Raw genomic sequence first — 19,062 nt, forward strand, 5'->3', positions numbered from 1 at the left:
ACAGTATCGCCGTCGTAGGGCCTGCTCGGGTTAGCTGGACCTGTGGAGGTCCACCGGGCCCGCCCAAGACCTTTTTGAGTCGCGGAACGGGCCCGGCGCTCACACTTAAGGGTGAGACCGTGACGGACATCGCTCAGCGCAGGGCTGGTGCCGTCAGAGTGATCTTAGGGCTTGAGCCGGTTCCGGTCTAGAGACGGATGCAGCGGGACGGAAAGTTCACCGATGCAAGAGATAGTCGGCAACCCGGCCGGATTCGACAATCCCGGGAGATGCCCGACGGCAAGGACATCCGGCTCTAAGCCGAGCCGATCGCGCCCCACGTGCGCTGGAACTCAAGCGGGAAGAACCGGTCTCTCCCGCGGCCGCAACCTACCTACAACGGGCGCCAGCGCAAGTCTTTTCCCGCAGGAGGGCCGGTGGGAGGATGCCTATAGGTGCCACAGCAACGAGAAGGGCGGAAGCGACATGTCGACCCAGGAATTCGTGGAAACCGAACGCAAGTATGACGCTGATATTGAGACGCCCCTTCCCGCGTTCGGGGACATTACCGGCGTCGAACAGGTCGCTGACCCCGCCGATCATCAACTTGAGGCCGTCTACTTCGACACCGAAGGCCTCATCCTCGCCCGGCATCGCATCACTTTGCGACGCCGGACCGGCGGCGCAGATTCCGGCTGGCATTTGAAGCTTCCGGCTGACAAGGATAGCCGTGTGGAGATCCATGCGCCGCTTGGACAGCCTGAGACCGTTCCCGAGGAACTGGCCGAGAAGCTGCTCGTATTCACGCGCGGCCACGAGCTTAGGCCGGTGGCGCGGATCCATACCCGCCGCACCCTGCATCGGCTGCACGGAAGCGAGGAAATGACCTTGGCCGACTTCGTGGATGACTACGTGACGGCCGAGACTTTGCACCCGGCGCAACTGGAGAGGCAATGGCGGGAGTGGGAAATCGAACTTGTCCACGGCGACGAAGCCCTCCTGGAGAGCGCCGAGCACGTCCTGTCGCAGGCCGGTGCCACCCGTTCAGGACATCCTTCCAAACTGGCCCGTGCGTTCGGCACTGCTTGGCCTCCCGCGGTGCCCGCACCGCCAAAAGCCCGCCCGAAGGGTTCCGCCGGGGACGCAGTGGTTGCCTACATCGCCGCACAGATCGCCGAAATCACGGCGCAGGATCCCGGAGTCCGGCAAGGCGCCGACGACGCCGTTCACCAAATGCGCTCGTCCTGCCGCCGGCTCCGCTCCGTGTTGTCCACCTACGGCAGGTTGTTCGACGCCGACGCGACTGCTCAGCTCAAGACGGAACTGAAATGGCTGAGCACGGTGCTGGGCAAGGCCCGCGATGCCGAAGTGCTGCGGGACCGGATCGGGGAACTGCTGAATGACCAACCCGATGTCCTCTTGTCCAGTCCGGCTGCCACCAAGATCACGGACGAGCTCGAGGCCGCTTTCAACTCGGGATATCGCGAAACACTCCGCTCCCTGGGAACGGAGCGCTACTTCCGGCTTCTGGAGGAGCTGGAGAAGTTCCGCGACGAGCCTCCGACAAGACCGCGTGCTGGAAAGAAGGCCCGTCGTGTCACGGCCAAGCTGGCCGGCAAAGCGATCAAGCGGCTGCGCCGGTCCCAGAAAGCAGCGGCCCGGCAGACCGGCGTCGAACACGACACCGCATTGCACCAGGTCCGCAAAGACGCCAAACGGCTGCGGCATGCAGCCGAAGCGCTACGGGACGTCCACCGGAAACCCGCCGTGAGGCTGGCCCGTGACGCCCAGGAGCTCCAGAAAATCCTCGGGGAGCACCAGGACAGTGTTGTGGCCCGCTCGGTGCTGCTTCGCCTTGCAGGTGACGCCAATGGAGCGCTGGAGGAAAATTCGGCCCTTGGCCGCTTGCTCGCTGCCGAAGAGCAGCGAGCAACTGACTCCGAGGCCCGCTATGAAAAGGTTGCTAAGAAGAATCGCTTGCATCCCCTATGACGAGCGGGATCGGGTGGCAGAGGCTTAGAGCGGCGGACGCTTAGCCTTCACACTCTACGCAGTAGGCGTGGCCGTTCTTCTCAAAGGCAATCTGGGAGCGGTGACGGACAAGGAAACACGAGTAGCATGTGAACTCGTCTTCCTTCTGCGGAATCACCGCAATAACCAGTTCTTCGGCCACGAATTCGCCGCCGGGCACCTCGTTGCCTTCGAAAGCATCGGCCTCGTCCAGCTCCCGTACTACGCTGCGCGCGTCCGGGGCGTTGGCAGACTGCAGAGCCTGAAGGGACGTGCTTTGGGATTCCGCGACGTCGGAGCGGAGTTCGTCGTAATCGGTTGCCACTAGGGGTTTTTCTCTTCTCTTGTGTATTGACTAGCGAATGTGCAACATACACCATGTCGCTGTTATTCCCCACAATGGGACGAAATCAGCGCGTACGCTTCGCTGCCACTGTAGCCGGTCAGACCTTGCGGCTGGCGCTGCGAGGGACGTCCCGTCCGACGTCACGGTGCAGGTCCCTGTCGAGCCCGTGGCCATTTGCGAGCAGCGCGAGCAGCTGGCCAAGTTGCGCGATCTGCTCACCTGTCAACGGGGCCAGGACCTCCGCTTCATGCTGTTCGGCAATCCCGCGCAGTTCACGTAATACCCGGTTGCCCGCTTCCGTGAGGTGGAGTTCGTAGTTCCGCCGGTCCGTGCTGCTCCGCACTCTCTCCACGAGCCCGCGCTCCTCCAGGGAATCAATGAGTGAAACCACGCGGCTAGGGACGGCACCCAACCTGTCCGCCAGGGAACGTTGGCTCAACCCCGGCGAGCGCCCCAGCAGACGTATGACACCGGCGTCGCTCGGCGTGAGGCCGATCTCCCGCGTGAGATCAGCAAAGCGGGAGGACGCCACGGCGCCAAGCTGCGACAAGAGAAAAGCCGTCCGTTTCGGCTGGCTGGGCCTGGCTGAATCCATGAACTCAGAATACATGGTTGACAGAACAATTCTAGAGGTGAACTATTTCAGTAGTGACGTAATTACGAAAGGTTCACCCATGAGCAGTCATTCGAGTCCCGAGGAAGGCCGTCCAGACCGGTCGGGCGGTCCGCACCCGGGCGTTCTTGCCCTCGTCAGCCTCGGCATTTTCCTTGCCAGCCTCATCACGTCCGCAATCCTCACCAGCGGCCAAACGTTCGTTTCGCCATTCGCGGCTGAAGGGCAGGTGGCCGCATTCTTCCAGCAAAACGTTGCGGCGACGCGCGTAAGCGGCATGCTCCAATTCGGCTCTGCGGTGCCGTTGGGGATCTATGCAGCCACGGTCTACGCCCGGCAGCTTCGGCTCGGCGTGCGCGTTCCCGGACCGGCCATTGGCTTCTTCGGCGGCATCAGCGCAGCTATCTCCCTCATGCTCTCGGGTTCTGTGACCTGGCTGCTTAGCCGGCCCGAAATCACCACGGATGTCACGCTCACCCATGCGCTCGCTTTTCTTGCGTTCATCACCGGAGGGGTGGGCTTCGTGGTCGGGATCGGACTGCTGGTGGCGGGTATCGCCGTCCCCGCCCTGATCCTGCGCTTCATGCCCCGCTGGCTGGCCTGGACCGGCCTCGTCATCGCTGCCCTGTCCGAGTTGAGCTTCCTTTCGATGGCGATCGAACCCTTGCAGTTCCTGCTGCCGATCGGGCGGTTCGGTGGCCTCCTGTGGCTCATAGCTGCCGGTTTCCTGCTGCCGCGCACCCGGGCGGCCGCGAACCAAGAGCCCCGCGCACACGCACCTCACCCAAGCCGGGCTAAGCCATGACGACGGCGGATTCCAACCTGCGGCTGTCCGGCAAGGTCGCGCTCGTCACCGGGGCCAGCCGCGGAATCGGTGCGGAGATCGCAAGTGCGCTGGCTGCCGCCGGCGCACACGTGGTTCTTGCCTCGCGGGACAGCGCAGGCTTGTCCGGCCAGGTTGCCGCAATTACTTCTGACGGCGGGAATGCCGTGGCCATGCCCGTGGATGTTGGCAGTGAAGACTCGGTGAAAGCGCTGTTGGTCCAGATCCGGGACCGCTTCGGCAGGCTCGACGCCGCGGTCAACAATGCCGCGGGCGGAGGTCGGATCCCGGCGCCCTTGGCCGTGTGGGCCAGCGAGGAGTTTGACAGCGCAATCTCGGTGAACCTGCGCGGAGTGTTCCTCTGCCTGAAATACGAAATCGAGCTCATGCTGGCAAGCGGGATCGGCGGGGCGATCGTGAACATGTCTTCCACCGCCGGCGAACAAGGCGTCGCCGGCATGAGCGGCTACGTGGCGAGCAAATTCGGCGTCGGCGGCCTGACTCGGGTGGCGGCGCTCGACTACGCCTCGCAAGGTATCCGGGTCAACGCGATCGCTCCCGGCCCCATTCTCACGGAGCGACTTGCCGGGGCGGGCCAGGCCGCCCAGGACCGCGTCGCAGCAGCTGTGCCCCTGGGGCGGATCGGCTCCACGGCCGACGTCGCTGCAGCCGCGCTCTGGCTCTGCTCCGAACAGTCCTCGTTCGTCACCGGAACCGTTCTCGCGGTCGACGGCGGCCGGCTGGCAGGAACGCCCGCGTTCAACACCGGGCGGAACCGCTGAGTCCTGAGCCTTATCTGGATCCGTTCCAGACTCTTCGCCACCAAGGGCGCTTGGTGGCGGATTCCTGGTTCGCCGTATCCTGCGCCGCCGCGGCGGCTGCCTCAGCGACCGCTGCCCGGCGCTCGCGCCAGCGTTCCAACTCGACGTCGACGTCGCGCGGCTTCGTGATCACCGGAGGTCCGCCCTGAAGCTGGCGCCGCGCGTCCATGACCCGGGAGTTGAAATCCTCCACCAGCTCCCGCACTTGCTTCTCCGAGTACAGGGCGTCAAGCTTTGCATCCAACTCGGCGTCCTCCGTGCGGAGCAGAATGGCCTTCGGGCCAAGGCCGCTGAGGTGCTCGCGTTGAATCAGGCCCTTGACCCACCAATCAGGGTCGTAGCGCTCCCCCAGCCCCGGGATCGGCTTGCCTGAGTACTTCAGGTTGTCGAACTTCCCTTGCGCCATCGCGTCGCGGATCAGGTATTCCACCCGCGCGGCGTCGTCCACTCTCTTGCGCTTCTGCCGCTCCTCTTCCTCGGCGGCGAGAAGTTCGGCCTCTTCCCGGGCCGTCATGCCGGTGGCGCGGACATTCCGCAGATCCATGGCTCGCTCCAGCCGGCGCTTGAACGCACTGTTGTCGCCGTTCACGGTTCCCCACCGCCTTCGCTTGCCGAAATCCTGGATCTGCGTCCAAGTATTCCGCAAACGGGAGACTGCCGGGATGGCCTTTGAAAAGGCCGCCTCTGGCCACTCTTAGCGCACCTCATTACGCTGGCTCGTAACGGCTACGCCAGGAAGAAGGACTCCATGGACGAAAAGGGCATTCTCGACCGCATCCGATCCCTCGTGGACGAGGAACGGGAGCTCCGGGAGAAGGCAGAGGCGGCCCCACCCGGACCCGGGCATGCCCCTGACCGCGCGAGACTGGAGCGCATCGAACAGGACCTCGATCAGTGCTGGGACCTGTTGCGGCAACGGCGGGCCAAGAGGCAGTACGGGGAAAACCCGAACGAGGCCAAACCACGGCCGCCCAAACAGGTGGAGGGCTATACCGGTTGAAGCCGTAAGGAACACAGGACGACGACGGCGGGAGGCTCCCGCCGTCGTCGTCCTGTGTTCAGAGGTCTTACCGGCCAGCCGCGTCGGCGGATAACTGCAAGGCGCGGATGCTGAGATAGATGCCTGTATGGTCCAGTTCGCCAAGTCCCTGCGAGATCATTGTTTGAAATGCTGTGCGGACGCTGCTGGAAACCGGTAGCTTCAGCCCTGCCTTTGCTGCGGTTTCCGCAATGAAGGTCAAGTCCTTCAGTTGGTTTTTTGCCGATCCGCCGCCTTCGAAATCGGTCTCGATCCAGCGTTGACCCTTTTGTTGCAGGACTTCGGAGTTCGCCAAGCCGCCGGCAAGTATTGACTGCACGTCACCAAGGTCCAGCCCCGAGGCCTCGGCTAGCGCCATGGCCTCCGAGATCGCAGAGACCGTTGCAGCCACCACGATTTGGTTACATGCTTTGGCGATGGAGCCGGCACCAGTGTCCCCGAATCGCAGAACGGTGGAACTGTAGAGTCCGAAGAGCGGCTCGAGACGTTCGACGACTTCGACGGGGCCGCCAACCATGATGCTGAGCCGCCCCTCCTCGGCGCCAATGGTGCCACCGCTGAGCGGGGCATCAATGACTGTTACTCCATGGATCTTCAGGCATTCGGCGGCGAAGGCCGCAACGGCGACGGGCGACACGGTGCCGTGGACCACCAGGACCGGGTTGCCAATGCGGGCGGTTTTCCACCCTGCAAGAAGGCCGTCTGGTCCGTGCAGTAGCTGCTCGACTTGGGGAAGGTCTGGCAGGACGGTCAGCACCACTTCGCTGGCCGCTTCCGCCGGGGAGTCGGTGGGCTGCCCTCCGGGGATCGCCCTGGCCTTGTGGGCCGTGCGGTTCCAGAGTTTCAGTGGCACGTCGGCAGCGATGAGGTTCCGGGCAATGGGGGCGCCCATCGGTCCTGTGCCCAACAGGGCAATCGACGAGGGAACGTGCGACTCAACGTTGGTTCTCTGCGTCATGGCTTAGAACGGGATCAGTCCGGCCAGGGCGGGCAGGAAGGTACTAAACCACGGCACCGCCGCGAGCACCAGGAGGCCTACGAAGAGTGCAAGCAGATACGGCCAGAAGTGTTTGAGGCTGTTTTCCACGGTCTCCCGGGCGGTGGCGCACGCGACGTAGAAGCCGACGCCGGCCGGAGGAGCGAACGAACCTATGCCCATGGAAATGATGAGCACCATAGCGTACTGGACGGGGTTCACGCCGAACTCGGTGGCGATCGGCAGCAGCAGCGGGGCGAAAATCAGTACCGCCGGGAGGCCTTCAAGCAATTGCCCCATGATAACGAGCAGGATGACGGTGAACAGCATGAAGAGGATCGGGGAATCCCCCAGGCTGGACATGAGGTCATGGATTTGCTGCGAGACACCGGCGAGGGCAAGGGTCTGGGCCAGCGGAGACGCGGCAGCGATGATGAACAGCACCATGCCCGCCGTCGTCGTCGTTTCCCGGAGAGTGTCACCGAGCAGCCGTTTGCTGCCCCGGCGGTAGGCGGCGGCCAGGACGAACGCGTAGGCGACGGCCACGGAGGAGACCTCCGTCGGCGTCGCGAAACCGGTCAGGATCCCGGCCACCATGCCGACGGGCAGGAGGAGAGTGGGAAGGGCGAAGAATGTAGCCGAACCGCGTGCCCGCCAGCTTGCCTTTGGGCTGGCCACTCCGCCTTGTTTGCGTGCCCGCACGAACACAAGCGCCATGACCACGAGCGCCAGGAATGCGGCGGGCACAAACCCTGCAAGGAAGAGTGTGGTGGTCGAAATCGTGGTGATGGAGCCAAGCACGAGAAGCACGATGCTTGGCGGGATGGTTTCACCCATGATGGCGGACGCTGACAGCACGGCGACAACTTCGCCCCGCGGATATTTGCGCTCTGCAAGCATGCCGCGCATGGTGGTGCCGACGGCCGCGACGTCGGCAACTTTGGACCCCGAAATGCCGGAGAAAATATACATGGTCACGACGACCACCTGGAGCAGTCCCCCGCGCAGGTGCCCAATGAGCGCGTCGACGAGCTTGGCCAATGGCAGCGTGAGCCCGGCCGAGTTCATGACTGTGCCGGCGAGGATGAAGAAGGGGATCGCCAAAAGCACGAATCCCTTTGCACCCGAGGCCATGCCGATCGGGATGGCGCTGACCTCGGAAATCCCTCCGAGGTAGAGATAGATCCCTGAGGCGAGGGCGAGCACGAACGCGATCGGGAGACCGAGGAACAGGAGGATGAACAGAATCGCAAGCACCGTGCCAAGGAGGACGTTCGGCGGCGCATAGTAGAAGAGCGGCGGCGCCAAGAGCACGACGGCGGCCAGGGTTGCCGCGATCCCGGCCGCTACCAGGACGGCCCGCTTTTGCTGCCGCCAAAGCTTGACGAGCGCGAACCAGGCGATAAGGACCATGCCCACCGAAAACGGCATGGAGACCCAGAACACGGGGAGCTGGAGAATTGGGGTCTTTTCCTCGATTTGCTGTACGAGCGTGGGAACGAAGAGCGCGAAGGCACCGGCGCTCATCACGAAGACAAGCCAGTCCACCAGCGCGGCCAGATAGGGCTTCCACTCGGCGGGCAGCCTCATGATCAAGGCCTGAACGGACATGTGGGCGCCCTTGGGATACGCGATTGCCCCACCCATGAAGGCGATAGTCAGAAGTGCTATCTCGGAGACTTCCTGGGTCCAAAGAACCGAATCGCCAGTGATCACGCGGACCGTGATATTCAGCAGGATGACGACGAGCTCGGCGAGGATCGCGGCGCCCACAATCCACTCCAAAGTCCGGTCCAGCCAAATCGCACCGCTCCAGCCCGAAGCGACGTGACCCGTGTGCAGGATCTCCTCGGCATCAGGCGGGAGTGCCTCTTCCAGGTCGCGGGAAGTGAGGGTGTGTTCCATGATGGTCCAGACTTTCGACATTGAGAGCGGAATTGGTGTGCGGGAGCGGTGAGGCTGACGGCTGAGTCTGTGAGGTGGGAGCCCATGAGGGCTCCCACCTTGGTTGAGGATTACTTAGCGGGAGTGAATGCGACCGTTTGGTCGAAGAAATCTTTTCCAATGAGCTTCGAGAAATCCGGGTACAAGCTCTTCGAGACGGCCTTGAACTCTTCGATGCTGGCTGCGCTTAGCTCGTTCGCTTTCATGCCCTTGGCCGTCAGTTCATCCAACTGCTTCTTTGCCTGCTCGGTGTCGTAAGCGGTTTTGAACGTGGAAGTTTCAGTCGAAGCGTCGGTGAGCGCTTTTTGCTGGTCCGCGCTGAGTGTTGCCCATTTCTTCGACGACAACGCGAGAACCCAGGCGTCATTGATGTGGTTGGTCAGCGACACATACTTCTGTACCTCGGAGAACTTGTTGGTCCACGGCACCTCGATCGGATTCTCCTGTCCGTCAATGGTGCCGGTCTGCAGTCCGGTAAAGACTTCAGAGAAGGCCATGGTGGTGGGGCTGGCACCCAGCTTGCCAAAGAAGGCGGTCCACAACGTGTTGCCCGGTACGCGGATCTTCAGTCCCTTGAGGTCCGAAGGCTGGGTGATAGGACGGACCGAGTTGGTGATCTCGCGGCCCGTCCTGGTGAGGAGGCTCAGCGCGACAGTGTCCTTCTTGGCCAGTTTGTCCTTCAGGTCCTGCCCTGGCTTGCCGGCCAGGAACGCTGCCTCTTCCGTAGTGTCCTTGAAGAGGTAGGGAATGCTGATGGCGTTCATTTCGGGCACCACCGAGGCGTACACGGACGTTGAAAGGATCAGTGCGTCCAACGAGCCGCCCTGTAGGCGGGTGACGGCGGCGTTCTGGTCACCACTGAAGCTGGTCCCGTTGGGGACGACGGTGACAATCACCGATCCGTTGGAGGTCTTCTTCACCTGGTCTGCGAAGTGCTGGGCAGACACGCCCACTGAGGAGGTGAGCGGATCAGGAATCGACAATTGGATCTTGGCGACCGGTGCGGCCTGGCCGCCGCTCGATGCGCCGGCGGCGGCACATCCGGCGAGGGCAGTTGCAGCCAAGCTGCAGGCTAGCACTCCGGTGATGGCGCGGGACTTGGTATTCATGCGATGCCTTTCTTCATTGGAAGGATGCGATCCGGATGACGGAAGCAAGGGAGTTGGGTCAGGCGCCCACGGGGGCGGCCTGGGCGATGAACGCTTCGGTTTCGCGCCGCAGCTCGAGTGCCTGGGACAGCGAATCATCAATGATGACGTCCTCCCAGCCGACAATCGCTCCCTTGGCGACGTCGTTGCGCAGTTCCACGTGGTGGGCCAAGGCAACCGGTAGCGCCCCGGTAGCCACCGAGTGCTTGGCCGAAACCAACTTGCCCCACACCGTGAATCCGCCCTCGCCGTCGAGGAACTCGCCGGCTTTGAGGTCTTTCTTCGCTGTGGCGACCACGTCGCCGAAGAAACCGACGGGTGCGCCCGTCGCAATTCCCCGAAGCGCCGCATTTGCGATCGATACGTTCAGCTCGAGGCCGACGTAGTGGTAAGGGCGGTACAGCGCTGCGTACTGCCCGGTCGGGTCCGGGTGCCAGGGATATTCGTTGAAGCAGCCGGAAACGTAGGCGTTTGTGGCCTTGACGACGACGAAGACGCCCTCCTGGGTGTTGTGGCTGATCCAGCTGCCATCGCGGTTCACGCTGGACATGACGTCCACGCTGCCTTCATGGGCGAGCGAGCCCCCGAGGTCGCTCGGCCGGCAGATCGTGGCGATCTCTTCGACGTTGCCGGGCGTGAAGCTGAGCCCGGAGTCCGACGGCTCCAGTCCCGCACCGTTGGCGACGGCGGCCATCTCGATTGCCGCTTTCGTGCCGTCCCGGAACGAGGTGTGCATGTACGGGTTGAGCTGTCCGGAGTCCGTGAGTTCCTTGGAGAATTCCCAGTTCTCCCAGACGTTGTCCGGATTCATCTCGTGGTAGTGCTCAAGGTACTTGGCACCTTTTCCCGCGCAGACCACGTCGAATCCGGAGGTGCGCGCCCAGTCCACCAACTCCATGATGAGGGCCGGCTGGTCGCCGTAGGCCATCGAATAGACCACGCCGGCCGCTTCTGCACGCTTGGCCAAAGCAGGCCCTGCCAGCGCGTCCGCCTCGACGGTGACCATGATGATGTGCTTCTTGGTTTCGATGGCGCGCAGGGCGTGCTTGATTCCCACGATCGGATTTCCTGTAGCTTCTACGATCACGTCGATGTCTACGTCGAACAGTTCGTCGGCGTTGGCCACAATTGCCGTGGTGCGGTCTTTGAGTGCGGTGGCAATATCCGGGGCGATCTGCTCGGCCGGCCATTCGACAAGGGCGAAAGCCCCTTCAGCACGCTTCACGTTGATGTCGGCGATGGCCACCACGTGGATCCCGGGAATGTTGTTGGACTGGGCAAGGTACATGGTGCCGTAACGCCCAGCGCCAATGAGGCCGACCCTGATCGGACGGCCTTCCTGCTCGCGGTCGACAAGGAGTTTGTGAAGGTTCACTGGAGTCTCTCTTCATAGGTGAGCGATGCGAAGGAAACCCGGCCGCTCGGGCGGAGGGACAACTTCCTTGTCGCGCTTTTGGCTTGAAAACTATCCGGAGTGGAACCGGTTCCACTTTTGTACCACCCGGTGCTAAGCTGTGTCAACGGCCCCAAGGCACGTGCAGTCATCAGGATGACGGCGGTCACAAGGAGCCGGAGCATAAGACTTACGCCCAATGGATTCCCTCAAGGAGGAGCGGTGAAGAAGGCCCCGACTATTCGCGATGTCGCGGCGACCGCGGGAGTTTCGGTCTCTGTGGTGTCCCGGGTGCTGAACCCGGACTCAGGACCCGTCGCGCCGGCAAAGCGTCAGGATGTCCTGAGGGTCATTGATGAACTGGGTTACCGCCCCCGGGCAGCAGCCCGCGAACTAAGCGCAGGACACGCGCTCACCATTGGCCTGGTGGTCACTGATCTGTCCAACCCATTCTTTGCGCGGCTCGCGGACCGTATTGTCTGGGAGGCCCGCAGCCACGGGGTCCAAGTGGTGTTGATGACAACGCAAGAGGATCCGCACCTGGAAGCCGATTCGTTGGACACCCTCCTCGACCGTTCGGTCAGCGGGGTCATCGCAACGCCCACCGGAGGAAACATCGAAAAGTGGGCGCGCCTGCAGGACTTGGGCGTGAATGTGGTGTTTGTTGACCGCACCATCGAGGAACTCGCCGATGTGGACGTTGTCAGCATTGAGAACTTTGACTCCGCGAAGCGCTCCACCGAGTACCTCATCGGCCTCGGTCATACACGGATAGCCCTGGTGACTGGTCCTCGCAGCACGTCTACCGGGCGGGCAAGGATCAACGGCTACCGGGCCGCCCACCAGGACGCTTCCCTCGCAGTCGATCCACTCCTCATCCGCGACGTGCCGTTCCGTGGCGACTCGGGAGGAGACGCCGTGGGATCCTTTCTTGCCATGCCGCAGCCCCCGACGGGTCTCATAGTGGCCAACACCGCCCAGGTTCAAAGCTCGGTCCGGAGGCTGGTCCAGGTCGGGATCCGGATCCCTGATGAGCTCTCCGTGATCGTCTTCGATGACAACCCTTGGACCGAACTCATGTCACCACCTCTCAGCGTCATCAGACAGCCCTTGGACATGCTCGCGGTACATTCCCTCGAACTAGTACTGGGCAGGATGCAGGGCAAACTGCCCGACGGCCCCCGCTTCATCGAGGTCAAAGCAGACTTTCTGGCGCGCAACAGCTGCGCCCCGCTCGCCCCAATCGCAATTCACTAAGGAGAACCCATGCCCGTCGTCGTCACCGCCACATTCACCCCCAAGGAAGGATCGTTCGACGAGGTCGTCGCCGCCCTGTCTCCGGCCATCGCGGAAGTCCATCAGGAGCCCGGCTGCCTGCTGTACGCCATCCACGACTCACCGAACGGCCAGATCCTCATGATCGAGAAGTGGGAGTCCGCCGAATTGCTCGACGCCCACGGCGACGGCGAGCCGGTCAAGAGGCTTAATGCAGCCCTTGATGGCCTTCTTGAACGCCCGGTCGACGTGATGCGGCACGAGCCGATCCCTGCGGGAACTCCGCTCCAAGGCGCGCTTTAGAAACAGATCGAAAAGCACAGGACGACGACGGCGGGAGCCTCCCGCCGTCGTCGTCCTGGCTTTAAGAAGCCCGCTACAGCGCCGACCAGCCGCCGTCGGAGGCGAGGATGGCGCCGTTGACATTGGTTCCGTCGTCGCTCAGCAGGAAGCCAATGGACGCCGCCAACCGTGGGAGTGCTGCGGGTTCCGGCTGCCGGCGCTCACCGATAACATATGCCTGGGAGGGCAAATGACAATTCGAAGCGCAGGAATTCTGCTGTACCGTCGGACCTCCACAGCGGGATTGGAAGTGTGGATAGCCCATATGGGCGGACCATTCTGGGCCCATAAGGATGCACGCGCCTGGTCCATTCCCAAGGGCGAATATCTCGAAGACGAGGATCCCCTGAGAGCCGCCAGACGTGAGTTCGAAGAGGAGATGGGCGTTCCTGCGCCCAGCGTCGACTACTTCCTGTTGGGCTCTTTCCGGCAACCGTCCGGCAAAATCATCTCAGCCTTCGCGGCGGAATCGGACTTTGCTCCCGAAAAAATTGAGAGCAACACCTTTGATCTGGAATGGCCGAAAGGATCCGGCGTGGTCCGGAGCTACCCGGAGATCGACGACGCGGTCTGGGCCACGGAAACCGTTGCCCGCATCAAATTGGTAGGCGGCCAAGTGCCGGTCCTGGATGCGCTGATCCGGCACCTTGGACCCCGCTAAGCCTGGACGATCGACTCGATGGGCCGCGGGGAAAGTATGGGATCCGCATGACGGTGCAGGACCTTCCACTCCCCGTCTTCCCATCGGAAAATCGTCGTCACCCGAAGCGGTATCGGAGAAACTTCATCAGACCCGCCAACCTTGGCCCGGGCCCGTTCAATTTCGACAATGTACGCGAGCTCCGTCCCGGTATACCCGGAGATTCTCTCGAAACTGACGGGCTCGCCGTCCCTCAGCTGGGCAGCGGCCCGATCCATGGTTTGCTCAACTGCACTCCGGCCCCGCGCAGGCGGGCCGAGCGGATTGGCGAGCGTGACGTCGTCGTGCCTTGAGAATAGATTCTTTTGCTGCGCCGGGTCTCCCGTGACGAACGCATCGAGCGCTCGATGATATTTCTCCACCATCAGATCGAGATCGGATTCCGACATTTGTTCCTCCACCCTCGCTTTTGCGCTGGCGCGGCGCGCCAGGCCCCGTATTCGGCCATAGTGGCACCGTTCCCTAGGGATGTCTATGCATATCGAATCGGGCCCCCACACCGGTCAGGAATGGAGAAGCGCCGCTCACGGCCCACGCCTAGAATGGCGGTCATGGACAACACAAGTCCACGCCAGCTTCGTCCCCTAACGACTTCAGGAGTGATCATGAGCGACTCTTCCACCGAGGGAATCAAGACCGTGCTGCATCCCGTTTCCGACCTAGCCGCGGCGAAAGCCGTGTACACCGCCTTGCTTGGCGTGCAGCCGCAGGCCGACGGGCCGTATTACGTCGGCTTCGACGCCGCTGGTCAGCACATCGGACTCGTTCCGGGAGGCGGCCCGCAGGCCATGACCTCGCCGGTCGCCTACTGGCACGTTTCGGACATCGGGGCGAAACTCGCGGAGGTCACCGCCGCGGGTGCCACCCTGAAGGAAGCAGCCCACGACGTCGGTGGCGGCCGCCTCGTAGCCACCGTCACCGACCCGGACGGCAACGTCCTCGGGCTGCTTCAGGACCCTCAATAGCCACCCGCACGCACGGGCTTCCGCCCATGCGTGCGGCCCACAAGACTTCTACATAGGGCTGCTTAGATAGAGCCAGATGACGCCAACGGAGGCTGCGAAGGCCGCCCCAGGTACCAGATGGAGACACGATGAGCACAGCCACGAGCACGGACACGCAGTCCCCTGAGCTGCACACTGCCGACACCCACGATCTGATCCGCGTGCAAGGCGCGCGGGAGAACAACCTCAAGGACATCAGCATCGAGCTGCCGAAGCGGCGGCTGACGGTCTTCACGGGCGTCTCCGGCTCGGGCAAGAGCTCCCTCGTGTTCGCCACGATCGCCGCAGAGTCGCAACGCATGATCAACGAGACGTACAGCACCTTCGTCCAGGGGTTCATGCCGACCATGGCGCGGCCGGACGTCGACCTGCTCGAAGGACTCACGACGGCGATCATCGTCGACCAGGAGCGGATGGGTGCGAACCCCCGGTCCACGGTGGGTACCGCCACCGATGCGAACGCCATGTTGCGAATGCTTTTCAGCCGGCTTGGCCAGCCCCACATTGGATCTCCCCAGGCGTTCTCGTTCAACGTCGCCTCGATCTCGGGCGCTGGAGCGGTCACCATCGAGCGTGGTGGCAGCACCACGAAGGAGCGGCGGAGTTTCAGCATCACAGGCGGTATGTGCCCACGCTGCGAAGGGCGCGGCTCGGTCACCGACTTCGACTTGACCGCCCTGTACGACAGCAGCAAGTCGCTCGCCGAGGGTGCGCTCACCATCCCCGGTTACAGCATGGACGGCTGGTTCGGCCGCATCTTCAGCGGCTCCGGCTTCTTCGACATGGACAAGCCGATCAGCAAGTACACCAAAAAGGAACTCCACGACCTGCTCCACAAGGAACCGACCAAGATCAAGGTCGAGGGAATCAACCTGACCTACGAAGGCCTAATCCCGAAGATCCAGAAGTCCATGCTCTCGAAGGACCCGGAGGGAATGCAGCCGCACATCCGCGCCTTCGTGGAGCGGGCGATCACCTTCACGATCTGTCCCGAATGCGAGGGCACCCGGCTAACTGAGGCGGCGCGCTCCTCAAAAATCAAGGGAATCAGCATTGCCGACGCGTGTTCGATGCAGATCAGCGACCTCGCCGAATGGGTGAGGGGTATCGACGAACCGTCGGTGGCGCCGCTGCTCAAGGGGCTACGGCACCTCCTCGACTCGTTCGCGGAGATCGGCCTTGGCTATCTCTCGCTCGATCGGCCGGCAGGCACGCTGTCAGGCGGTGAAGCGCAGCGGACCAAGATGATCCGGCACCTGGGCTCCTCGCTCACGGACGTCACCTACGTCTTCGACGAGCCCACCATCGGTCTGCACCCGCACGACATCGAACGCATGAACAAGCTGCTGCTGCAACTGCGGGACAAGGGCAACACGGTGCTGGTCGTCGAGCACAAGCCGGAGGCGATCGCGATCGCCGACCACGTGGTCGACCTCGGCCCCGGCGCGGGAACCGCCGGTGGCGAAGTGGTCTTTGAGGGCACGCTCGAAGGGCTGCGGTCCAGCGGCACCCTGACCGGCCGTCACCTTGAAGATCGCGCTGCCCTCAAGAAGACCGTGCGGAAACCCGCGGGTGCCCTGGAGATCCGCGGCGCGTCCGAGAACAACCTGCGCGACGTCGACGTCGACATTCCGCTTGGAGTCCTGGTGGTGGTCACCGGCGTCGCTGGCTCCGGCAAGAGCTCCTTGATCCACGGCTCGTTGTCCAAGCGGGACGGCATCGTGTCGATCGATCAGGCGGCGATCAAGGGCTCGCGGCGGAGCAACCCCGCGACGTACACCGGGCTGCTCGAGCCGATCCGCAAGGCATTCGCGAAGGCCAACGGAGTGAAGCCGGCCTTGTTCAGCGCGAACTCCGAGGGCGCGTGCCCCACCTGCAACGGCGCTGGCGTCATCTATACGGACCTCGGATTCATGGACACCGTCTCCACCCCGTGCGAGGTGTGCGAAGGCAAACGGTTCCAGGCTTCGGTGCTCGAGTACCGCCTCGGCGGCCGGAACATCGCGGAGGTGCTGGAGATGCCGGTGAAAGAGGCTGGGGAGTTCTTCTCGGCGGGCGATGCCCGGATTCCGGCAGCACACGCGATCCTCCAGCGGCTCACCGACGTCGGACTCGGCTACCTCAGCCTCGGCCAGCCGCTCACCACCCTTTCCGGCGGCGAGCGGCAGCGGATCAAGTTGGCCACCCACATGGGCGAGAAGGGCGGCGTCTACATCCTCGACGAGCCGACAAGCGGCCTGCACCTCGCCGACGTCGAACAGTTGCTCGGCCTGCTCGACCGGCTCGTCGAGTCCGGCAAGTCGGTCATCGTCATCGAGCACCACCAGGCGGTCATGGCGCATGCCGACTGGATCATCGACCTCGGCCCGGGCGCCGGACACGACGGCGGAAAGGTCGTTTTCGAGGGCACGCCCGCCGATCTCGTCGCCACGCGTTCAACCCTCACGGGCGAGCACCTGGCGGCCTACGTCGGCAGGTAACGCAGGGGGACGACTGGCTAGCTTTTGGTAGGGGCCGACGAGTGGATGAAGAGGCTGGCGAGAGCGGCGAGGAGAAGAAGGGACGCCGCGATGATGAAACTGGTCTGCATTCCGTGGACGAAGTTGGCAGGGTCGGCGATGAGCGCGCCAAAGACCGCGATGGCGACCGCCCCGCCAACCTGACGGAAAGTGTTGAAGACTGCGCTTGCCGTGCCTGCCTTTTCGCTCGGAACGCTCGCGAGCACGACGGCGGTGACTTGCGGCATCGCGATCGATCCACCGGAACCCGTGAAAATCAGGAAGGTACCGACGAGTAGCTGCGATCCCAGCGGTGCTGTGAGGAGCATCGCGGTGAGTCCCACCACCATGGACGTCAATCCGACGACGACCGGCACCCGCGTCCCGAACCGATTGGACAAGCTTCCGCTGACGATGTTGCCGACGATGCTGAATGCCGCGGAAGGAAGGAACGTGAAACCGGCCTGAAGGGGCGTCAGTCCGAGGTGTTGTTGCAGGAAAAGGCTGATGACAAATACCGTGCCGAAGTGGCCAACCATGAACACGAATCCCACCGAGAGCGAGATTCTCATGCCGGTGGATCGAAACAGCTCAAGCGGCATCATCGGGTGCCGGCCGCGCGACTGGATCTGGAGGAAACCCGCCAGGCTGACCGCCGCGAGGGCCAAGCTGCCGATGACGGGCACCGAGCCGAAGCCGTCGGTTCCTCCCGTGATCAGGCCGTACATCAATCCGGTCAGGGCAACGATCGCTGCGGCCTGACCTGCCCAGTCGAAAGGAGTCGGCCGCCGTGGCGATGTGGCAACGGAGAGCAGGAGCACCAACATCGCGATGCAGACCGGAAGGTTGATGCCGAACACCAGTCTCCAGTCCACCGTGGTGAGCAGGCCGCCGACAAGCGGCCCTACGGCTCCGGCGACGGCCCCTCCGACTGCCCAGATCCCGAGGGCATGCGCGCGACGCCGGCGATCGGGAAAGGCCTGACGAATCAAAGCCATCGACGCCGGCAGCATGATCGAGGCTGCACCTCCTTGGAGGAAGCGGGCGGCGATGAGAACCCCCGACGTCGGCGCGAGTGCGCACGCCACGGATGCCACCAGGAATAGGGCGATACCCCATCCCAGCGCACTTTTCGCACCGATCCGGTCCGATAGGTTCCCTGCGAACAACAACAACGCGGCGAACATCAGCGTGTAGCCGTCAATCACCCACTGCAGCCCGGCTGTTCCGCCACCGAGTTCCTTGCCGATGCTGGTGAGCGCGACATTGACGATCAGGATGTCGAGGGTAATCAGGAAGAACCCCAGCGAGGCAATCATGAGCGTGAGCCGTGCCCTTGGCGCATCAGCCATGGCCGACGGAGGAACCGGAGCCGGCAAGGTGGTTTCGGGGTGTGTCATGGATTAAGGAAACGGCCCACGGAGAAAACGAAGGAGTCTCTATCTTGAGGGGTACTGACAGTAACCCCCACGGTGGCGCCTTTAGCGCGACGTTGAGCGCCGCCGGCGGGACAAACGCCACCTCGACTTCTTGGGTCCGTGAATGGCATCCGGTGGTTAGCGGCCGTTGTACTCGTTGTCTGTGATGTGCGCGCCCCAAGTGGTGGTCTTTGACGGGTCTTCGCCGTTTTGGAGCATGGCAATGTGTTCCATGAAGCAACCGGGGGCGGCGGCGTGCCAGTGCTCCTCGCCGGGCGGGGTGTAGATCGTCTGGCCGGGATGGGCTTCGATGATCTTTCCGTCTCGGGTACCGAAACGGCCAACACCTTGGGTGACGCGCAGATACTGGCCGTGCTGGTGGGAGTGCCAGGCGGTGCGTGCTCCGGGCGCGAAGCGGACGGTCGCGACGACCATCGTCTGGCCAGACTCGTGGGGCAGCGCGATCGGGTCGAGCCAGACGTCGCCGGCGAACTGGGCCGGCGGGTTCTTGGTGGTCGGCACGGTGGGTTCGATGTTCATGGTCGTCCTTACTTGTTGTCTGTGAAGAGTTGCTTGGCGACGCCGATCGCGGACATGCCCTTTGGCCAGCCGGTGAGCTCGGCAAGCTTTGGCGCGAAGTCGCCGAACATCTTTCGGCCGCGGCCGATCTGCTTGGGCTGGTCAGTCATGATGGAGGACATCATGGAGGGCTCTAATCGCCACGGCGGTCACG

At 63.3% G+C, this 19,062-nt stretch carries 20 protein-coding genes and 1 pseudogene; 9 read left to right on the forward strand and 12 right to left on the reverse strand.

What is annotated here, in order from left to right; genetic code table 11:
- Positions 1–465 precede the first annotated feature (465 nt).
- On the forward strand, positions 466–1,971 hold the full coding sequence (locus tag LFT43_RS17605) for a CHAD domain-containing protein (RefSeq protein ID WP_395798992.1): 1,506 nt from the start codon (positions 466–468) through the stop codon (positions 1,969–1,971).
- Between the two features lie 40 nt (positions 1,972–2,011).
- On the opposite strand, the gene LFT43_RS17610 is transcribed toward LFT43_RS17605, so the two are convergent.
- Both LFT43_RS17610 and LFT43_RS17615 read right to left on the reverse strand, forming a co-directional pair.
- Positions 2,012–2,314, reverse strand: a complete 303-nt coding sequence (locus LFT43_RS17610) for a DUF4193 domain-containing protein (RefSeq protein ID WP_395798994.1) — start codon at positions 2,312–2,314, stop codon at positions 2,012–2,014.
- 118 nt (positions 2,315–2,432) lie between these two features.
- Positions 2,433–2,945, reverse strand: a complete 513-nt coding sequence (locus LFT43_RS17615; RefSeq protein WP_395798996.1) for a MarR family winged helix-turn-helix transcriptional regulator — start codon at positions 2,943–2,945, stop codon at positions 2,433–2,435.
- A gap of 64 nt (positions 2,946–3,009) precedes the next feature.
- Here LFT43_RS17615 and LFT43_RS17620 point away from each other — a divergent pair, with 64 nt between their 5' ends.
- Both LFT43_RS17620 and LFT43_RS17625 read left to right on the forward strand, forming a co-directional pair.
- Positions 3,010–3,753 (forward strand): hypothetical protein, encoded by a 744-nt coding sequence (locus tag LFT43_RS17620; RefSeq protein ID WP_395798998.1) that lies wholly within the window; start codon positions 3,010–3,012, stop codon positions 3,751–3,753.
- Complete coding sequence (locus LFT43_RS17625) at positions 3,750–4,553, forward strand: SDR family NAD(P)-dependent oxidoreductase (protein ID WP_395799000.1); 804 nt, start codon at positions 3,750–3,752, stop codon at positions 4,551–4,553. Before LFT43_RS17620 ends, LFT43_RS17625 begins: the two co-directional genes overlap by 4 nt.
- Before the next feature lie 10 nt (positions 4,554–4,563).
- Here the strand turns inward: LFT43_RS17625 and LFT43_RS17630 are convergent, their stop codons facing one another.
- Positions 4,564–5,181 (reverse strand): DUF1992 domain-containing protein, encoded by a 618-nt coding sequence (locus LFT43_RS17630; RefSeq protein ID WP_395799002.1) that lies wholly within the window; start codon positions 5,179–5,181, stop codon positions 4,564–4,566.
- 159 nt (positions 5,182–5,340) lie between these two features.
- On the opposite strand from LFT43_RS17630, the gene LFT43_RS17635 reads away from it, so the two are divergent.
- A complete protein-coding gene (locus tag LFT43_RS17635) occupies positions 5,341–5,592 on the forward strand; it encodes a DUF2630 family protein (protein WP_395799004.1) in 252 nt (83 codons plus the stop codon).
- A gap of 67 nt (positions 5,593–5,659) precedes the next feature.
- Here the strand turns inward: LFT43_RS17635 and LFT43_RS17640 are convergent, their stop codons facing one another.
- The 4 genes from LFT43_RS17640 to LFT43_RS17655 all read right to left on the reverse strand — a co-directional run bounded on the left by LFT43_RS17640 (position 5,660) and on the right by LFT43_RS17655 (position 11,074).
- Positions 5,660–6,589 carry an NAD(P)-dependent oxidoreductase gene (locus LFT43_RS17640; RefSeq protein WP_395799006.1) on the reverse strand — a complete coding sequence of 310 codons (930 nt, stop codon included), beginning with the start codon at positions 6,587–6,589 and terminating at the stop codon, positions 5,660–5,662.
- 3 nt (positions 6,590–6,592) lie between these two features.
- Positions 6,593–8,512 carry a TRAP transporter large permease subunit gene (locus tag LFT43_RS17645; RefSeq protein ID WP_395799008.1) on the reverse strand — a complete coding sequence of 640 codons (1,920 nt, stop codon included), beginning with the start codon at positions 8,510–8,512 and terminating at the stop codon, positions 6,593–6,595.
- Between the two features lie 110 nt (positions 8,513–8,622).
- Positions 8,623–9,660 (reverse strand): DctP family TRAP transporter solute-binding subunit, encoded by a 1,038-nt coding sequence (locus tag LFT43_RS17650; protein ID WP_395799010.1) that lies wholly within the window; start codon positions 9,658–9,660, stop codon positions 8,623–8,625.
- A 58-nt stretch (positions 9,661–9,718) separates the two neighbouring features.
- The gene (locus LFT43_RS17655; RefSeq protein WP_395799012.1) at positions 9,719–11,074 is read right to left on the reverse strand and encodes an NAD(P)H-dependent oxidoreductase; all 1,356 of its coding nucleotides are present in this window, start codon (positions 11,072–11,074) and stop codon (positions 9,719–9,721) included.
- Between the two features lie 240 nt (positions 11,075–11,314).
- On the opposite strand from LFT43_RS17655, the gene LFT43_RS17660 reads away from it, so the two are divergent.
- Positions 11,315–12,349 (forward strand): LacI family DNA-binding transcriptional regulator, encoded by a 1,035-nt coding sequence (locus tag LFT43_RS17660; protein WP_395799014.1) that lies wholly within the window; start codon positions 11,315–11,317, stop codon positions 12,347–12,349.
- A gap of 9 nt (positions 12,350–12,358) precedes the next feature.
- The gene (locus LFT43_RS17665) at positions 12,359–12,670 is read left to right on the forward strand and encodes a putative quinol monooxygenase (protein ID WP_395799016.1); all 312 of its coding nucleotides are present in this window, start codon (positions 12,359–12,361) and stop codon (positions 12,668–12,670) included.
- A 73-nt stretch (positions 12,671–12,743) separates the two neighbouring features.
- Here the strand turns inward: LFT43_RS17665 and LFT43_RS17670 are convergent.
- Positions 12,744–12,845, reverse strand: a pseudogene (locus LFT43_RS17670) (short-chain dehydrogenase); the annotation flags it as partial.
- A 54-nt stretch (positions 12,846–12,899) separates the two neighbouring features.
- On the opposite strand from LFT43_RS17670, the gene LFT43_RS17675 reads away from it, so the two are divergent.
- Positions 12,900–13,370, forward strand: a complete 471-nt coding sequence (locus LFT43_RS17675) for an NUDIX domain-containing protein (RefSeq protein ID WP_395799018.1) — start codon at positions 12,900–12,902, stop codon at positions 13,368–13,370.
- On the opposite strand, the gene LFT43_RS17680 is transcribed toward LFT43_RS17675, so the two are convergent.
- Positions 13,367–13,798 carry a YybH family protein gene (locus LFT43_RS17680; RefSeq protein WP_395799020.1) on the reverse strand — a complete coding sequence of 144 codons (432 nt, stop codon included), beginning with the start codon at positions 13,796–13,798 and terminating at the stop codon, positions 13,367–13,369. The two genes, LFT43_RS17675 and LFT43_RS17680, sit on opposite strands and share 4 nt — an antisense overlap.
- A 216-nt stretch (positions 13,799–14,014) precedes the next feature.
- Here LFT43_RS17680 and LFT43_RS17685 point away from each other — a divergent pair, with 216 nt between their 5' ends.
- Entirely contained in the window at positions 14,015–14,374 is a 360-nt protein-coding gene (locus tag LFT43_RS17685; protein ID WP_395799022.1) for a VOC family protein, read from the forward strand.
- Positions 14,375–14,502: 128 nt separating this feature from the next.
- Positions 14,503–16,893 (forward strand): ATP-binding cassette domain-containing protein, encoded by a 2,391-nt coding sequence (locus LFT43_RS17690; RefSeq protein WP_395799024.1) that lies wholly within the window; start codon positions 14,503–14,505, stop codon positions 16,891–16,893.
- 17 nt (positions 16,894–16,910) lie between these two features.
- Here the strand turns inward: LFT43_RS17690 and LFT43_RS17695 are convergent, their stop codons facing one another.
- The 3 genes from LFT43_RS17695 to LFT43_RS17705 form a co-directional block, all read right to left on the reverse strand.
- Positions 16,911–18,311 carry an MFS transporter gene (locus LFT43_RS17695; RefSeq protein ID WP_395799027.1) on the reverse strand — a complete coding sequence of 467 codons (1,401 nt, stop codon included), beginning with the start codon at positions 18,309–18,311 and terminating at the stop codon, positions 16,911–16,913.
- Between the two features lie 156 nt (positions 18,312–18,467).
- Positions 18,468–18,869: a cupin domain-containing protein gene (locus tag LFT43_RS17700; RefSeq protein ID WP_395799029.1), complete on the reverse strand. Its 402-nt coding sequence runs from the start codon at positions 18,867–18,869 to the stop codon at positions 18,468–18,470.
- A gap of 8 nt (positions 18,870–18,877) precedes the next feature.
- The gene (locus LFT43_RS17705) at positions 18,878–19,018 is read right to left on the reverse strand and encodes a hypothetical protein (RefSeq protein WP_395799031.1); all 141 of its coding nucleotides are present in this window, start codon (positions 19,016–19,018) and stop codon (positions 18,878–18,880) included.
- Between the last annotated feature and the right edge of the window lie 44 nt (positions 19,019–19,062).

The organism is Arthrobacter sp. FW306-04-A (assembly GCF_044358315.1).
In the GTDB taxonomy this organism is placed as follows: Bacteria; Actinomycetota; Actinomycetes; order Actinomycetales; family Micrococcaceae; genus Arthrobacter.